Here is a 16,014-nt window from a genome sequence, read left to right on the forward strand (position 1 = left end):
CCTTTTGCTACAGGGCCGGACCCAACCGAAGGGCGCTTCCATCATAGAAGCGCGACAGCCGAAAGCGGCTGAGGTCATGCCCAGTCTCGTTTCCCTGAATCATGTCGGAAATGACGCGGCCGATTCCAGGCCCGATGCCAAAACCGTGACCGCTCATTCCCGTCGCGACGAAAAGACCGCCGACTGCCCGCGCGTGATCCACGACGGGGACGACGTCGGGCATGGCGTCAATCATGCCGCCCCAGCCTGCCTTTAGGCGAACTGTTTCGAACTGTGGAAAAAGGCGCCTGAAATTGCGCTCTATCGAACGGAGGCCGGAGCGTTCAGCGGCTGGGTTGAGCACCCGCATTCTCTCGAAAGGACTCTGTGTATCCGGTGCCCAATCGCGCGGCGTCGACCAGCTATCAGGATAACCCGATGGAGCGAACGGAAAATAGCGGGTTCCGAGCGGATTGGCCATGAGGGCGGGAAGATACTTGGTGGCGTGCCGGAATGCGTCAGGCCCCATGTAGAGCAAATTACTGCCTCCCGGAGCGAGCGTGTATCCGCCATCCTGTCGGCGCCTGAAAGCGATGTCTTCGTCAGCTGCCGCACCTGCATAGATTTCAGGCATGGGCTCCGTTGCGGCTACGGTTACCCTGACGCTGAGTTGGGGGATGGACACGCCGTGTCTTCTCAGGAACAGGGATGACCAGGCGCCGCCCGCGACGAGTACGCTGGAGGTCTCGATGTATCCCGCCTCGGTCCACACTCCTCTGATCTTGCCAGCTGAGATTTCGAGGGTTCGCGCTGCGCAATTCTCTACGATTTTGACGCCATTTCGGACGGCAAGCCGAGCAAGTGCAGGCACCGCCAGCCAGGGCTCCGCGCGCATGTCGGAGGGCGTCGTCATCGCGCCCTTGAACTTGCGCGACATGCCTTTGATGAGTTTCGCGGTTTCGTCCGTGTCCAGGAGGCGCGTGTCGAGCGCATGGATCGCGGCGATCTTCATGAACTCTTCGAAGCCGGCCATGTCTTTGTCCGAGTTCGCCAGGTACGTCACACCTGTCTGGTTCAGCCCGATGTCTTCGCCGCATTCCTCGGCCAGCTGCCGCCATAGGCGACAAGCCTCGACAACGATCGGCAGCTCATCCGCGTCTCGTCCCTGCTTTCGAATCCATCCCCAATTTCGGGAGGACTGTTCGGCCGCAACGCGTCCCTTTTCCAGCAGCGTCACCGGAATGTTCCGTTTCGCAAGGAAAAGACCTGTCGTCACGCCGATGATACCGCCACCGACAATGACCACCTCCGAAGTCTTCGGCGGTGGGCCAGGATGTTGGATTGGATCCATCTCGGAGAACGGGAATTTGGGCAAGTGGCGCATCCAGGAGTGCTGGTCGATGACTCTGGTTTACTGGTTGTCACCCTCTAAAAGCCAAATCAAGAGCAGGCGCAGGCAGACCGTTGTCCCACGAGATGCAATCGATCTTCCGGCGACGTCCGCAGGGGGCGAACTCGGCCTTTCGGAGCGATCGGGTTTGATCCCTAGCCAGGCGCGCCGGCGACGGATCCTCGGACCACCAAGTCGACAGGCCAGACCTCGCCGCGGGCGCCCTCTTCCAGCCCCGAAATCCGTGCCGCCAGCCGCTCGGCGACGCGCGCGCCGGCAAGACGGATCGATGAACGCGTCGTCGACAGCGGCACCGAAAAATTCTCCGGCCGCAACCAGGGGAAGACGTCGTCATGGGCGATCAGCGACACGTCGCCCGGAATGCTCAAGCCGAGGTCGCGCACCGCACGCACGACGCCCAGCGCCATGATCAGGCTGGAGCAGGCGATCGCCGTCGGCGCATCGCCCTCTTCCAGCAAACGCCTGGTGGCGCGATAGCCGTTCTCTTCGGTCATGACCACCGAGCAGACATGGCGTTCGTCCAGTTCCAGTCCGCTCGCGGCCAGCGCCCGGCGCACGCCGCGTTCGCGATGGATGGCAAAGGTCTCGCGGTTGTCGCCATTGATCAGCGCCAGCCGCCGGTGGCCGAGCTGGATCAGCAGCCTCGCCGCCTCGCGGAAGGCGCCCTCATTGTCGATGTCGGTAAAGGCATAGTCGAAATCGAAGCCCTCACTGCGGCCATGAACGATGAATGGTATGCCGAGCGTGTTGACCAGCGCCACGCGCCGGTCGGCGGGCCTCGGCGAGGAGATGTAGACGGCGTCGACCTGGCGGTTGGCGACGATGCGCCGGTAGGTCGTCTCCTGATCGTCGGCGTCGGCCGGCGACAGCACCAGATCGAGCTCGTGCGAGCGTGCATAATCGCCAAGGCCGGACAGGAACTCGACGAAGTGCGGATCGATGTCGACGGATGCACCGGTCGGCAGGACATAGCCGATCATCCCGGTCTTGCCGGTCGCCAGCCGGCGCGCGCTGGGATTGGGGCGGTAGCCGTGGCGCTTGGCGGCGTCCATGACACGCCTTCGCGTTTCCTCGTTGACCTCAGGATAGCCATTCAGCGCGCGGCTTACCGTAGTCTGCGACAGTGCCAGCATATGGGCAAGCTGCTTGAGGTTCACAAAAACTCTCCATCTCCCTCAAAGCGCTTTTAAATTGAATCGACCCAAGTGCCTCGGGCTTGGGCCATTCGACAACGGACCATAAGCGTGCTTCAGACGTGTTTAAAACAAAAATTGCTGCTGCATTGCCATAAAAGCATGTTGCAGCGCACTTTTCAGGCCGCAAACGCGTCAGATTAAATCGATTAGCCCAGCTGCCTCTTGACTTCCGGCCGATTCAATGGCGAGATCAAAAGGGCCAAAGCGCTTTGGAAGACTCTTCGAAAGGTTGCGGTTCCTTTCTGACTGAGTCACAGTCCTGCGGCGTCGGCGGGCGGAATGGAGGTTCCGTCCGGTGTGTATGATCCACTGGGAGGAATACCGATGAAGAAAATGCTTTTGCTGGGTGCCGCGTTTGCCACGCTCGCCCTGAACGCGCCCGCGCATGCCGAACTGAAATTCAAGCCGGGTGAGGACAAGCGCTTCAACTGGGCCAACTACGAAGAGCTCAAGAAAGTCGACCTCAAGGGTGAGACGCTGTCGATCTTCGGACCGTGGCGCGGTGAGGACGAAGGCCTGGTGCGCGGCGTTCTCGACTATTTCTCGGAAGCCACCGGCGTCGAGATCAAATACTCCTCCTCGGAGAATTACGAACAGCAGATCGTCATCGACACGCAGGCCGGCAGCCCGCCCAACATCGCCGTGCTGCCGCAGCCGGGACTGATCCAGGACCTGGCATCAAAGGGCCTGCTGACGCCACTCGGTGACGACACCGCCAAATGGGTCAAGGACAATTACGGCGCCGGCCAGTCATGGGTCGATCTCGGCACCTTCAAGGATAAGGACGGCAAGCCGGGCTTCTTCGCCTTCCCCTACAAGGCCGACGTGAAGTCGCTGGTCTGGTACTCGCCGGATAATTTCGAGGAAGCCGGCTACAAGGTGCCGAAGACGCAGGAAGAACTCGCTGATCTCGAAAAGAAGATCATCGCCGACGGCGGCAAACCGTGGTGCATCGGCCTCGGCTCCGGCGGCGCCACCGGCTGGCCGGCGACCGACTGGGTCGAAGATTTGATGCTGCGCACCCAGTCTCCGGAAACCTACGACAAGTGGGTTAAGAACGAGATCCCGTTCAACGATCCGGCGGTGGTCAACGCCATCGACATCTTCGGCAAGATCGCGACCGACGACAAGATGGTCGACGGCGGCGCCAAGGCGGTTGCGGCGACCGATTTCCGCGACAGCCCGAAGGGCCTCTTCGCTGTGCCGCCGAAATGCTACCTGCACCACCAGGCGTCGTTCATCCCGACCTTTTTCCCGGAAGGCACCAAGATTGGCCAGGACGCGGACTTCTTCTACTTCCCGCCCTATGCCTCCAAGCCTGAACTGGGCACGCCCGTGCTCGGTGCCGGGACGCTGGCGATGATCACGAAAGACAGCAAGAGCGCCCGCGCTTTCATCGAATTCCTGAAGATGCCGCTCGCCCATGAGATCTGGATGGCCGAAGGCGGTTTCGTGACGCCGCTCAAGTCGGTCAACAAGGAGGCCTATGCCAGCGACGCGCTGAGGAAGCAAGGCGACATCCTCGCCAACGCCTCGACCTTCCGCTTCGACGGTTCCGACCTGATGCCCGGCAAGATCGGCGCCGGCGCCTTCTGGACCGGAATGATCGACCTGGTCGGCGGCAAGTCCGCGCAGGATGTCGCCACCGACATTCAGAAAAGCTGGGACGCCATTAAGTAGGCAAGCCGCCGATTGTTCGGCTGGACGTTTGAACTATCGATCCTGACTGGATCCGGGCCCCAGGGGCCCGGATCCAACCGGCGGCCCGTGCCGCGGCGACTATCATGAGCACACAGACATCCGGCATGAAGCGCGACCAGCAAAGAGGAAGACCTGTCTTGCCTGGCGATGGCGCTCTGAACAACTGAATCGGCGCATCTCACCGCCCTGACCGTTCGGCCTTGGCTAGTGATGCGCAGGGGGAGGGACCCATGGCGGCTCAGATTTTCTCGGCCATATTCGTCATCATCGTCGGGGTCGGCGGTTGCGTCGCCTATTTCTGGGGCGCCAACAAACTGGTCGACCTGATATTTCCATCGCGTGGTGTCGCTGGCGCCGCGGCTATCGACAATCTGCGCCGGCAAGGGCTGGTCCGGCCGTGGCTGTTCGTCGGTCCGGCGATGATCATCTTGACCATCTACCTGATCTATCCGGTGGTCGAGACGCTGCGGCTGTCGTTCCTCGATCGCGGCGGCGTCAATTTCGTCGGCTTGGCCAACTATCAATGGGCCTTCGGCGACCGTGAATTCCGCAACTCGATTCTCAACAACATCGTCTGGCTGGCGGTGGTGCCGGCCGCCTGCACCTTCCTCGGGCTGATCATCGCCGTGCTGACCGACAAGATCTGGTGGGGCACGATCGCCAAGAGCCTGATCTTCCTGCCGCTGGCGATCTCCTTCGTCGGCGCCAGCGTGATCTGGAAATTCATCTACGAATATCGCGGCGAGGGCCAGACGCAGATCGGCATCCTCAACGCCATCATCCAGCATTTCGGCGGCCAGCCGCAGGTCTGGATATCGCTGCCGTTCTGGAACAATTTCTTCCTGATGGTGATCCTGATCTGGATCCAGACCGGCTTTGCCATGGTCATCCTGTCCTCAGCCTTGCGCGGCATTCCCGAAGAAACGCTGGAAGCCGCCGTCATCGACGGCGCCAATCCATTCCAGATCTTCTGGAAGATCATGGTGCCGCAGATATGGGGCACCATCGCCGTCGTCTGGACCACCATCACCATTCTGGTGCTCAAAGTGTTCGACATCGTGCTGACCATGACCAACGGCCAATGGAACAGCCAGGTCCTGGCCAATCTGATGTTCGACTGGATGTTCCGTGGCGGCGGCGATTTCGGCCGCGGCGCCACCATCGCCATCATCATCATGATCGCGGTCATTCCGATCATGGTCTGGAACATCCGCCAGGCGAACAAAGAGACGGGAGGACATTGAGATGGCCGTTGCGACCGGAAATTCCTTCGCCAGCCGCTTTGGCGTCCACATTGCAGTGCTTGTCTTCGTCGCGATCTGGACCATACCGACGCTCGGCATCCTGGTCTCCTCGCTGCGCGACAAGAACCAGATCATCGCCTCGGGCTGGTGGAACTCGTTCGCCAGTTCCACCCAGACCGAAGCCGGCCGGCTGCCGGCCGCCTCGACGCAGGTCGAAAAGGACGGCAAGTTCGTTCTCGAGGGCAACATCTTCGGCGACGGCGCCAAGCGCAACATCAGCGCCTTCGGTGTCAAATCGGCGGCGCCAACGCAATATCCCGCTGGCACTTCGGCGGATCTCGGCGATGGCGTGACCTTGCAGCTGAATGAAGACGGCAGCTTTGTCATGCAGTCGCCCAAGGCCTTCGAAGGCGATCGCGGCCAGCGCATCTACTATGCCTCGTCGGCGCCACCGAAATTCACCACCGAGAACTACAAGACAGTCTTGTTTTCCGAGGGCATCGGGCGGTCGTTCATGAATTCGCTGACCGTCACCATCCCGGCGACCGTCATACCGATCCTGATCGCCGCCTTTGCCGCCTATGCGCTGGCCTGGATGCGGTTTCCCGGCCGGGCGCTGCTGATCGCGGTCATCATCGGCCTGCTGGTTGTGCCGCTGCAGATGTCGCTGATCCCGCTCTTGAAACTCTACAACGGTGTCGGCGCTTTCTTCGGCATGCCGTCGAAGACCTATCTCGGCATCTGGCTGGCGCATACCGGCTTCGGCCTGCCCTTCGCCATCTACCTGCTCAGAAGCTACATTGCCGGCCTGCCGCGCGAAATCATGGAATCGGCGCGCATCGACGGCGCCAGCGATTTCGAGATCTTCGTCAAGATCGTCTTGCCGCTGTCGTTCCCGGTGCTGGCCTCGTTCGCCATCTTCCAATTCCTGTGGGTATGGAACGATCTGCTGGTGGCGATGGTTTTCCTGGGTACAGAGGCAGACCAGATCGTGCTGACCGCCAAGCTCAATGCGCTGTTGGGCTCACGCGGTGGCGACTGGGAGATTCTGACGACATCGGCTTTCGTGACCATCATCGTGCCGCTGATCGTCTTCTTCTCGCTGCAGCGCTATTTTGTCCGCGGGCTGCTTGCCGGCTCGGTGAAAGGAGGCTGAGACGATGCAATCCGCTTTGAAGGCCAGCTCGAAGCCTGATCTCGCCATCGATAGCGACTGGTGGCGAGGTGCGGTGATCTACCAGATCTATCCGCGCAGCTACCAGGACTCCAACGGCGACGGCATTGGCGACCTCAAGGGCATCATCGGTCGCCTCCCCTACATCGCGGCACTCGGTGCGGACGCCATCTGGATTTCGCCGTTCTTCAAATCGCCGATGAAGGATTTCGGCTATGACGTCACCGATTACTGTGACGTCGATCCGATGTTCGGCACGCTGGCCGACTTCGACGCGCTGACCGCCGAGGCGCACAGGCTGGGCTTGAAGGTGATGATCGACGAGGTGCTGTCGCACACCGCGGACAACCACCCATGGTTCAAGGAAAGTCGGTCGAGCCGCACCAACCCCAAGGCCGACTGGTATGTCTGGGCTGACGCCAGGCCGGACGGCACGCCGCCCAACAACTGGCTGTCGATCTTCGGCGGCTCGGCCTGGCAATGGGACACCAGCCGCCAGCAATATTACCTGCATAATTTCCTGTCCGAGCAGCCCGACCTGAACTTCCATAACCATGAGGTCCAGAACGCGTTGCTCGACGTCACCCGCTTCTGGCTGGAGCGTGGCGTCGACGGTTTTCGGCTCGACACCATCAATTTCTATTTCCACAGCCAGGGCCTGGAAAACAATCCGCCGCTGCCGCCGGAAGAGCGCAACGACCAGACCGCACCAGCGGTCAATCCCTACAACTATCAGGACCATCTCTACGACAAGAGCCGGCCCGAAAACCTCGGCTTCCTCGAGCGGTTCCGCGCCCTGCTCGATGAATATCCGGCAACCGCCGCGGTCGGCGAGGTCGGCGATTCGCAGCGCGGACTGGACGTGGTGGCTGCCTACACGGCCGGCGGCAAGCGCGTGCACATGTGCTACTCCTTCGACTTCCTGGCGCCGGAAAAGATCAGTGCGGCCAAGGTCCGCTCGGTGCTGGAATCCTTCGGCAAGGTCGCCAGCGACGGCTGGTCGTGCTGGGCCTTTTCCAACCACGACGTGATGCGCCCGGCCTCGCGCTGGGCGGCCGGCGAATCCGACCCGACCGCCTATCTCAAGGTCATCTCGGCGCTGCTGATGTCCTTGCGCGGTTCGGTCTGCATCTATCAAGGCGAAGAGCTTGGGCTCGGTGAAGCCGACCTCCAGTTCGAGGATTTACAGGACCCCTATGGCATCCGCTTCTGGCCGGAATTCAAAGGCCGCGACGGCTGCCGCACGCCGATGGTGTGGGACGGCAGCACCAAGAATGGCGGATTCTCCTCGGCAAAGCCCTGGCTACCGGTGCCGACCAAACATCTTTCGCAAGCGGTCAATGTCCAGCAGGGCGACGAGAATTCGCTGCTTGAGCACTATCGTCGCTTTCTCACGTTCCGGCGTGCCCATCCGTCGCTCGTCAAGGGTGACATCACCTTTATCGAAAGCGAGGGCGACACCGTTGCCTTCACCCGCCGCGCAGGCAACGAGCAGCTCGTCTGCGTCTTCAATCTGGGAGCCGGGCCAACCAAGGTTGACCTTGGCAGCCGATCGCTGCAACCTTTGCCCGGGCATGGATTTTCGGGGCAGGCAAGCAGCGGTTCCATCGAGCTTGGCGGCTACGGCGCCTGGTTCGGGCGCGTCGACTGAATTTCAAATCACTGGAGGAAACCAATGGCCGATGTCACGCTAAGGCAAGTGAAGAAGTCCTACGGCAATCTGAACATTCTCCACGGCATCGACCTCGATATCAAGTCGGGCGAATTCATCGTCTTTGTCGGTCCGTCGGGCTGCGGCAAGTCGACATTGCTGAGGTCGATCGCCGGGCTCGAGGAAATCACCTCCGGCGAGCTCAGAATAGCCGGCGAGGTCGTGAACGACGTGCCGCCATCCAAGCGGGGCATCGCCATGGTGTTCCAGTCCTACGCGCTGTACCCGCACATGACCGTTTACGACAACATGGCGTTCTCGATGAAGATCGGGAAGGAGAACAAGGCCGAGATCGACCGGCGCGTGCGCCAGGCGGCGGAAATCCTGCAGCTGACCAAATATCTCGACCGCTTGCCCAAGGCGATGTCGGGCGGACAGCGCCAGCGCGTCGCTATCGGCCGCGCCATCGTGCGCAATCCGAAAGTGTTCCTGTTCGACGAGCCGCTGTCGAACCTTGACGCCGCACTTCGCGTTGCCACCCGCATCGAGATCGCCAAGCTCAAGGAATCGATGCCCGCCACGACCATGATCTACGTCACCCACGACCAGGTCGAGGCGATGACGCTGGCCGACCGCATCGTTGTGCTCAAGGACGGCCATATCGAACAGGTCGGCACGCCGATGGATCTCTACAAGAAGCCCGGCAATCTGTTCGTCGCCCAGTTCATCGGCTCGCCGGCCATGAACATCCTGCCCGCGACCATCGACAAGACCGGAAATCCGACTGTCGTCAGCCATGTCGGCGGGCGCAAGGCAACCGTGCCGATCACGACGCCTGCTTCGGCAAAGGGCGCCGCAGTGAGCTTCGGCGTGCGGCCGGAGGATTTGATCATCGCCAGCGGTGCGGACTATCTGTTCGAAGGGACGGTCGACTATGTCGAGCAGCTCGGCGAGGTTCAGCTTGTCTATGTCGACATCGGCCGCGCCGACCTGCCGTTGGTGACCAAGCTGCCTGGTAATGTCGAAGTCAAGCGTGGCTCGACATTGCGCTTGAGCGCCAATGGCGAAGACCTGCATATCTTCGATACGGATGGGCGGTCCTTCGCGCTTCACGAAGCGGAAGCAAAGGCAGCCTGATACGGAACCATCTCGACGGTCAAAAAAAGAGCGGCGGGCAAGGCCCACCGCTCTTTTCTGGACATCGGCTTCGGCTGTTAGCGACCGAAGAGGTTCCGGTCGCTGCCCTGAGGGGCGGACTTCGATACATCGCCCGACGAATTGAGCAGCTTGTAGATGGGCGATTCGCTCTTGCGGATCGAGCCCGTATGCGAAGTGTCGACGTTGACGGTCGCCTGCTTGTTGATGTCGGTTCCGCCAACGTTGTCGTTGCGGGCATAGGCGCTGCCGGCGGCAATCAGAACAGCGGCGGCAGTAAGAACAATCTTCTTCATTTTTGATACTCCGTATTTTCGAATTCGATGCGGCGGGTTAACCCGCCGCATCGCTGTCTGATGTTGGTTTGGTCGGATGTTAGTTGTTGCCGAACAGATTGCGGTCGCTGCCATGGTTGACAGGCGCCTGCGTGGCCGGCTCCGACTTCTGGGTGGAAGCCGTGTACGAGCTGTCGGTGGCGGTGGTGGCAGGCTGGTTGGCGCCGTTGGAGCCAAAGTTGTCGCTGCCTGCGAAGGCGCTACCCGAGATGGCGAGAACCGCAGCGGCAGCAAGAATGATCTTCTTCATTTCAAGTCTCCTGATTTCTGAATTTCGCCAGAGCGGCGGGCAAGCCCGCCGTCTGCCGGTAATCGGCTTTTAGTTGTTGCCGAAGAGATTACGGTCGCTGCCCTGGGCAGGCGTCTGAGCAGCCGGTTCCGACTTCTTGACCGAAGCCGTGGACGAGCTGTCGACAGCAGTGGCTGCCGCGGCGTTCGAACCGTAGTGGTCGCTACCATTAGCGAAGGCGCTGCCCGAAATCGCCAGAAGGACGGCGGCAGTGAGAATGATCTTTTTCATTTTATGTACTCCAGTATTTTTCCCGTCCGTCTAGCGGCGTGTCTTGGGAAGAAATCGCGTCGTTCGGACAGCCCCGATGTGGGAGGGCATCCTCGCCTTTTCCAATCACGAAGTTGTTTCGTGTGGACCATGAGTCCGCCACTTGAAATTGTGCCAAGGGCTTCTACACACCACTTTTTACTTATATTTTTCAATGATTTAAGAAAAACCGCCCGCTTGATCACCAACTGTTTCGAAGGTCCGGCGTTCACACCGTCCTGCACGCACCGTCAACAGAAACGAACCGTTCGGTTCGATTTTAGAAAGAGCTAATAGTCACTTTTCGAAACTGTTAACTTTTTTGGCCCCGGGTGAGGGGTCGGTTTCGAGGAGATTGCAGATGGAAATGGCCGCCGCGGAGATAGGATTTCAGCTCTGCAATCGCCAACCGGAACGTTTCGCATCCGTGTCGCGCCGCATGGATACGATGTCGTTTTCATGCCGATGGCGCGCCCGCGATCGTGGTTAGATCATATCATCTCAGGTGCCGCTTCGTGACGACGAGGCGGAGAATTGGGAAGCCGGTCAGAATCCGGCGCTGCCCCCGCAACGGTGGTGGAGTTCAAGTCGCAACGGGAGACCACTGGGCAACTGCCTGGGAAGGTGTCGCGATGGTCCGCAAGGACAACTCCAGAGCCCGGAAACCAGCCCGAGATCATTGAACTCGACTGATCGCGGTGGGCGGTCAAGAGGTGGATAGTGCATGTCCGGCGCATCGCCGGCCTGCGTCCAATCCTTCCTCCGTCACCACCAGTTCAGTCCTTAGAAACGAGGACAGGACATGGAAACTCGCAACGACATGCTGAGGCTCTTGAACAGCCGCCGGCAAGGCTTTTCGCTAGAACAGCCCTTCTACACCGATCCGGACTACTTCAAGCTCGACATGGAGCTGATCTGGTATCGCGACTGGCTGTTCATTGGCCACGATTGCGAGCTGCCGAAGCCGGGCAGCTACATCACGGTGCAGATCGGTGACTATCCGGTCGTCCTTGTCCGCGACCAGCAAGGCAAGATCAACGCCTTCCACAATTCCTGCCGCCATCGCGGCAGCCGCGTCTGCAATACCGAGAGGGGTACGGCGGCAAAGCTCGTCTGCCCCTATCACCAGTGGACCTATGAACTCGATGGCCGCCTGCTGTTTGCCCGCCAGATGGCCGACGGTTTCGACAAGAGCGAGTTCAGCCTGAAGCCGGTCGCCTGCGAGAGCGTCGGCGGCTACATCTTCATCTGCCTGGCCAGGGAGCCCGCCGATTTCGCGCCGATGCGGGCGATGATCGAACCTTATCTTTTGCCGCACCGGTTGCGCGAAGCAAAGATCGCCTTCGAGAGTACGATCATCGAGAAGGGCAACTGGAAGCTGGTCTGGGAAAACAATCGCGAGTGCTATCACTGCGTCGCCAATCATCCCGAGCTGTGCAAGACCTTCCCCGAGGCGCCGACCGTAACCGGCGTCAACGGCGCCGACAGTGACCCCGAAATGGTCGCGCATTGGGCCAAATGCGAGGCATCAGGCCTGCCGAGCAAATTTCGCATCGATCCGGCCGGACAGTACCGCGCCACCCGCGCGCCGTTGCTGCGCGATGCCGTCAGCTACACCATGACCGGCAAGCGGGCGGTGAAGAAGAACCTCTCCGACACTGTCTCCGCCGACCGGATCGGCACCTTGATGCACTATCACTACCCGACGACCTGGAACCACATCCTCATCGATCACGCGGTGACGTTCCGGGTGCTGCCGATCAGCGCCACGGAAACGGCGGTGACGACGAAGTGGCTGGTGCACAAGGATGCGGTCGAGGGGGTCGACTACACCATCGACGATCTCACCCATGTCTGGACCGAGACCAACGACCAGGACCGTCGCATCGTCGAGGAAAACGCCTTCGGCATCCTGTCGCCCGCCTATGAACCAGGCCCCTATTCGGAGCTGCATGAGGGTGGCGTGATCCAGTTCGTCGAATGGTACGCGTCGTTCATCGGCCCGCGCCTCGCCGAAGGCGGCCGGCCGACCCTGCGCAGCGTCGCCTAGCGCATGTCGCCCAAAATGCGCAGCGGCCTTGGGATCATGCACAAAACAAAAGAGATAAGAGGATGAATGCGATGACGGATCTTGGCCTCTATCGCCATCTCGACCAGATGACGCCCTGGAACGACCGGCTGCAGGTGCTAGAAGTGATCGGCGTCAGCGACGAAGCGCCTGACGTCAAGACCTTCACCTTCCGCTCCGACAACCAGACCTGGTTTCGCTACAAGCCGGGCCAGTTCTTGACGCTGGAGCTGCCGGCCGCGGACGGGCCGCTGATGCGCACCTACACGCTGTCGTCCTCGCCATCGCGGCCGTTCTCGATCGCGGTGACGGTGAAGGCGCAGGCCGGCAGCATCGGCACGCGCTGGATGTTCGACCATCTTACGCCCGGATCGCACGTCAAGGCCTATGGGCCGACCGGTGACTTTTCGCTGCACAGCCACCCGGCGGCCAAATATCTGTTCATCTCCGCCGGTTCCGGCGTGACGCCGATGATGTCGATGCTGCGCTGGCTGAACGACTGTGCGCCATGGACCGATGTCGGCTTCGTCAATTGCGCGCGCCGTCCGGAAGAGATCATCTTCCGCAAGGAACTTGAGCTGCTCGGCAGCCGGATGCCCGGCCTGTCGCTCGGCTTCATGATCGAGGAGCGGTCGAGCCGCGAGGGCTGGTTTGGCCATATGGGCCGCATCGACGCCATCCGGCTGCCGCTGCTGGCGCCCGATTTCCGCGAGCGCGAAATCTTCTGCTGCGGCCCTGATCCTTTCATGCGCGCCGTGCGCGGCATGCTGGACTCCGCCGGCTTCGACATGACGAAATACCATCAGGAGAGCTTTGCGGCGCCTGCCGTGGAGAAGATCCCGGCGCCGTTCGCTTTGCCGGCGAGAGACGACGCCGTCGCCCCGGTCGAAGCCGCGACGCCGATCCGTTTCGCGCTTTCGGATGTCGACGCCGAATGCGTCGCCGGGCAGACCGTGCTGCAGACCGCGCGGGCCTCCGGCGTGCGGATACCCGCCGCATGCGAGTTCGGTCTGTGCGGCACCTGCAAGGTGAAGAAGGTCGCGGGCGACGTCGAGATGAGCCACAATGGCGGCATCCTGGACCACGAGATCGACGACGGCTTTATCCTCGCCTGTTGCTCAAAACCGCTTTCGGCGCTCGAAATCGAGGCGTGATCGGCTTGGAGCCGCTGGCGCACGTTGGCTTGCCAAGCAAGAATCGAGTGTTTACAGGCGTTATAGGCTGAGCGACCGCGCCGACCGGCGACTGCTCGCGCGGCTGCGGGGGCCAAGACAAATGCGTCATAGCGATGTCTACGCAATTTCGAGCAAGGATATTGTCTTTGAATCTTTCGACGGCGAAGCCGTCGTGCTCGATCTTTCGAACGGGAAGTATTTCGGATTTTCCGATTCGGGCAGCAGGATTTGGCAGGCGCTATCGTCCGGCGTCGATGCCCAGGCTCTGGTCGGGCTGACCGTTGGCGCCAGGACGATTGGCCCCGATGAACTCGAAGGTTTCGTATCGCAATTGCTTGAACTGGGGCTCCTGGTTCGCCTGGATGCGCCACCGCTGCCGCTGCCTGGCGAACTGCTTGCCGACCTTGCCGCCACAACCGAGTCGCTCGCTGTGAGCGTTCACGACGACCTTGCCGACCTCATCATCGTGGATCCTATCCATGAAGTCGAGGAACCCGTTGGCTGGCCGGCGGTAAAGCAGACATCCTGACGGGCGACTGGTTGCATCGCCAGAGAGGGACACTGGACCTGACCATATCGCGCGTCACTCTCGAAATCTTGCCGGACTACGCCCGGTATCTCATTGCCGCCGCTGAACGCACGGCCGCATACAATTCAGTCGTGCGTAGGATCAACCTTCCCCGGCTTGAGGTTAGCGCGCATCTCAGCCCCGGCGCGCTGGCGGATGCACTCAGCCATGCTTTTCTCGAGACCCGGGATGATCAGCCGGAAACGTCCCGTTGCCGCATTTTCATTGTGCATCCGGGCGTCGCTGGTATCCCCGAGCCAGCCAAGTGGGCCGACGCGCATTTCACCGAGCACGGCTTTGCCAAGCGGCTCGCCGAGGCCGGGTTGCGTGGCCATCACTTTCACGATCTCGACTTCTGGCAGTTCTATGATCCGCAACGTCGCGTTGGCGTTCAGTTGATGGCCTCGGCTGAAGCTTTTCCACCATGGGAGCCGGGAGCACCGTTGCGGGCTTTCCTGCATTGGGAATATGCGGCACGCGGCATGCGACTTGCCCATGCAGGCACGCTCGGCGCCAACGGCAAGGGCGTGCTGCTGGCAGGCGCGGGCGGTGCAGGGAAATCCGGGACGGTCGCTGCCGGCCTCCTCAACGGGCTGGACAGCGTCGGCGATGATTATGTGCTGATCGACCTCGCCGGCGGCGTGACTGCCCGCCCGCTGTTTTCAACACTCAAACAGGATCCCCAGGGATTTGCACGGCTTGGGCTGAAGCAACGGCTGCCGGCGCATGGTCCGCTCAACTGGCAAGGCAAGCACACCTTTCACATTGGTGAGATTGCGCCTCAGCCGGTGCCTGAAACTCTGGACATCGTTGCGCTGGTGGTGCCACATATCGGTGGTGGCGAGGTAAGTTCGATCGTGCCGGTGTCGCGCAAAGATGCCATGATTGCCTTGGCTCCGTCTGGCATAGCGCAGATGCCGGGCGAGCGGGAAAGCGGTTTTCGCTTCTTCGGCGACCTGACGCGCCTGCTGCCATGCTACCGTCTGTCGCTGGGAACGCAGCCCCGGGAGATAGCCGGCACGGTCGCGGACTTTCTCGCGCGGGGCGCTTCGTGAAACTGAGCGTGATAATGCCTGTCTACAATCGCGAGCGCTATGTCGTTTCGGCATTGCGCTCGCTGGTGCGGCAGCGCGACGCCGCTGATCTCGACATCATCGTCATCGATGACGGCTCGACCGACGCCTCGGTTGAAGCCGTGCGCTCGATGATGCGCGAGACACCCTGCATCCGCCTGTTCCAGCAATCGAACATGGGCATCGCCAAGGCGCGCAATGCCGGGCTGCGGCAACTGCCGCCGGACGCCGCGTTTGTGTCCTTTCTGGATTCTGACGACATCTCGCTGGCCGGGCGGTTCAAGGCAGATCTTGCGCGCTTCAAAGCCGATTTCGACCTGGAGCTGACCTATTCGCTGATAACCCTGGCAGACCGGATTGACGACGAGCGGCTGGAACCGACACCCGACAGCCGCACGATGACACTGCGCGGAATTTCGCTGAGTGCGGCCCTGTTCAAAAGGCAGCTTATCGACCGGACGGGCCAGTTCGATGAGGATTTCGAGCAGGCCGAGGATACTGATTATCTGCTGCGCGTTTTCGAAACGGGACCGAACTGCGAACTGATGGACGCCGTCGCGATCTACTATCGACGGCACGCCGGGAATGTTACCAAGGAGCATGGCGGCAGGGTTCGCAACAATTTGCGTGCAATTCATAAGTCGATGCGACGGCGCAAGGCCGACCCCTCGCTGCGAGACGTCCAGGGAATCTTCGAACTGAAGAGTCCCGCTGATTGGCAGATGCTATGATGCTGCACACAATCG

Annotated in this window: 15 protein-coding genes and 1 riboswitch; of the genes, 10 read left to right on the forward strand and 5 right to left on the reverse strand. The window is 61.1% G+C overall.

Features of this window, described 5'->3' with window-relative positions; genetic code table 11:
• Positions 1-7 precede the first annotated feature (7 nt).
• Together NKI73_RS07780 and NKI73_RS07785 are read right to left on the reverse strand one after the other, a co-directional pair.
• Positions 8-1,354 (reverse strand): NAD(P)/FAD-dependent oxidoreductase, encoded by a 1,347-nt coding sequence (locus NKI73_RS07780; protein WP_352628284.1) that lies wholly within the window; start codon positions 1,352-1,354, stop codon positions 8-10.
• Positions 1,355-1,524: 170 nt separating this feature from the next.
• Positions 1,525-2,547 carry a LacI family DNA-binding transcriptional regulator gene (locus NKI73_RS07785; protein ID WP_023761199.1) on the reverse strand — a complete coding sequence of 341 codons (1,023 nt, stop codon included), beginning with the start codon at positions 2,545-2,547 and terminating at the stop codon, positions 1,525-1,527.
• 363 nt (positions 2,548-2,910) lie between these two features.
• On the opposite strand from NKI73_RS07785, the gene NKI73_RS07790 reads away from it, so the two are divergent.
• The 5 genes from NKI73_RS07790 (at position 2,911) to NKI73_RS07810 (ending at position 9,493) form a co-directional block, all read left to right on the forward strand.
• Positions 2,911-4,266 carry an ABC transporter substrate-binding protein gene (locus NKI73_RS07790; protein ID WP_352628286.1) on the forward strand — a complete coding sequence of 452 codons (1,356 nt, stop codon included), beginning with the start codon at positions 2,911-2,913 and terminating at the stop codon, positions 4,264-4,266.
• A 251-nt stretch (positions 4,267-4,517) separates the two neighbouring features.
• A complete protein-coding gene (locus tag NKI73_RS07795) occupies positions 4,518-5,531 on the forward strand; it encodes a carbohydrate ABC transporter permease (RefSeq protein WP_352628288.1) in 1,014 nt (337 codons plus the stop codon).
• Between the two features lies 1 nt (position 5,532).
• The gene (locus tag NKI73_RS07800) at positions 5,533-6,687 is read left to right on the forward strand and encodes a carbohydrate ABC transporter permease (RefSeq protein WP_352628290.1); all 1,155 of its coding nucleotides are present in this window, start codon (positions 5,533-5,535) and stop codon (positions 6,685-6,687) included.
• Positions 6,688-6,691: 4 nt separating this feature from the next.
• Positions 6,692-8,356, forward strand: coding sequence for a beta-galactosidase BglA (gene bglA / locus NKI73_RS07805; RefSeq protein WP_352628292.1), 1,665 nt, complete (start codon positions 6,692-6,694; stop codon positions 8,354-8,356).
• A 24-nt stretch (positions 8,357-8,380) separates the two neighbouring features.
• Positions 8,381-9,493: an ABC transporter ATP-binding protein gene (locus tag NKI73_RS07810; RefSeq protein WP_352628294.1), complete on the forward strand. Its 1,113-nt coding sequence runs from the start codon at positions 8,381-8,383 to the stop codon at positions 9,491-9,493.
• A 77-nt stretch (positions 9,494-9,570) separates the two neighbouring features.
• Here the strand turns inward: NKI73_RS07810 and NKI73_RS07815 are convergent, their stop codons facing one another.
• From NKI73_RS07815 to NKI73_RS07825, 3 genes are all read right to left on the reverse strand, one after another.
• Entirely contained in the window at positions 9,571-9,807 is a 237-nt protein-coding gene (locus NKI73_RS07815; RefSeq protein ID WP_352628296.1) for a DUF680 domain-containing protein, read from the reverse strand.
• A gap of 79 nt (positions 9,808-9,886) precedes the next feature.
• Complete coding sequence (locus NKI73_RS07820) at positions 9,887-10,096, reverse strand: DUF680 domain-containing protein (protein ID WP_352628298.1); 210 nt, start codon at positions 10,094-10,096, stop codon at positions 9,887-9,889.
• A gap of 69 nt (positions 10,097-10,165) precedes the next feature.
• Complete coding sequence (locus NKI73_RS07825; RefSeq protein ID WP_352628301.1) at positions 10,166-10,366, reverse strand: DUF680 domain-containing protein; 201 nt, start codon at positions 10,364-10,366, stop codon at positions 10,166-10,168.
• A gap of 504 nt (positions 10,367-10,870) precedes the next feature.
• A riboswitch (cobalamin riboswitch) is annotated at positions 10,871-11,072 on the forward strand.
• Positions 11,073-11,186: 114 nt separating this feature from the next.
• Here NKI73_RS07825 and NKI73_RS07830 point away from each other — a divergent pair.
• The 5 genes from NKI73_RS07830 (at position 11,187) to NKI73_RS07850 (ending at position 15,999) form a co-directional block, all read left to right on the forward strand.
• Positions 11,187-12,434: an aromatic ring-hydroxylating oxygenase subunit alpha gene (locus NKI73_RS07830; protein ID WP_352628303.1), complete on the forward strand. Its 1,248-nt coding sequence runs from the start codon at positions 11,187-11,189 to the stop codon at positions 12,432-12,434.
• Positions 12,435-12,505: 71 nt separating this feature from the next.
• Entirely contained in the window at positions 12,506-13,606 is a 1,101-nt protein-coding gene (locus NKI73_RS07835) for an FAD-binding oxidoreductase (RefSeq protein WP_352628306.1), read from the forward strand.
• Positions 13,607-13,727: 121 nt separating this feature from the next.
• Positions 13,728-14,156 carry a PqqD family peptide modification chaperone gene (locus tag NKI73_RS07840; RefSeq protein WP_352628308.1) on the forward strand — a complete coding sequence of 143 codons (429 nt, stop codon included), beginning with the start codon at positions 13,728-13,730 and terminating at the stop codon, positions 14,154-14,156.
• An 11-nt stretch (positions 14,157-14,167) separates the two neighbouring features.
• Complete coding sequence (locus tag NKI73_RS07845) at positions 14,168-15,250, forward strand: serine kinase (protein WP_352628310.1); 1,083 nt, start codon at positions 14,168-14,170, stop codon at positions 15,248-15,250.
• A 14-nt stretch (positions 15,251-15,264) separates the two neighbouring features.
• Positions 15,265-15,999: a glycosyltransferase family 2 protein gene (locus NKI73_RS07850; protein WP_352628312.1), complete on the forward strand. Its 735-nt coding sequence runs from the start codon at positions 15,265-15,267 to the stop codon at positions 15,997-15,999.
• Positions 16,000-16,014 lie beyond the last annotated feature (15 nt).

It is taken from the genome of Mesorhizobium sp. M0496, from assembly GCF_040321205.1.
In the GTDB taxonomy this organism is placed as follows: Bacteria; Pseudomonadota; Alphaproteobacteria; order Rhizobiales; family Rhizobiaceae; genus Mesorhizobium.

Bases quoted from the DNA above. Each gene is read 5' to 3' on its own strand.
- NKI73_RS07810 (WP_352628294.1), top strand. From the start codon at position 8,381: ATGGCCGATGTCACGCTAAGGCAAGTGAAGAAGTCCTACGGCAATCTG.
- bglA (WP_352628292.1), top strand. From the start codon at position 6,692: ATGCAATCCGCTTTGAAGGCCAGCTCGAAGCCTGATCTCGCCATCGAT.
- NKI73_RS07840 (WP_352628308.1), top strand. From the start codon at position 13,728: ATGCGTCATAGCGATGTCTACGCAATTTCGAGCAAGGATATTGTCTTT.
- NKI73_RS07815 (WP_352628296.1), bottom strand. From the start codon at position 9,807: ATGAAGAAGATTGTTCTTACTGCCGCCGCTGTTCTGATTGCCGCCGGC.
- NKI73_RS07850 (WP_352628312.1), top strand. From the start codon at position 15,265: ATGCCTGTCTACAATCGCGAGCGCTATGTCGTTTCGGCATTGCGCTCG.
- NKI73_RS07800 (WP_352628290.1), top strand. From the start codon at position 5,533: ATGGCCGTTGCGACCGGAAATTCCTTCGCCAGCCGCTTTGGCGTCCAC.
- NKI73_RS07830 (WP_352628303.1), top strand. From the start codon at position 11,187: ATGGAAACTCGCAACGACATGCTGAGGCTCTTGAACAGCCGCCGGCAA.
- NKI73_RS07790 (WP_352628286.1), top strand. From the start codon at position 2,911: ATGAAGAAAATGCTTTTGCTGGGTGCCGCGTTTGCCACGCTCGCCCTG.
- NKI73_RS07825 (WP_352628301.1), bottom strand. From the start codon at position 10,366: ATGAAAAAGATCATTCTCACTGCCGCCGTCCTTCTGGCGATTTCGGGC.
- NKI73_RS07795 (WP_352628288.1), top strand. From the start codon at position 4,518: ATGGCGGCTCAGATTTTCTCGGCCATATTCGTCATCATCGTCGGGGTC.
- NKI73_RS07835 (WP_352628306.1), top strand. From the start codon at position 12,506: ATGACGGATCTTGGCCTCTATCGCCATCTCGACCAGATGACGCCCTGG.
- NKI73_RS07820 (WP_352628298.1), bottom strand. From the start codon at position 10,096: ATGAAGAAGATCATTCTTGCTGCCGCTGCGGTTCTCGCCATCTCGGGT.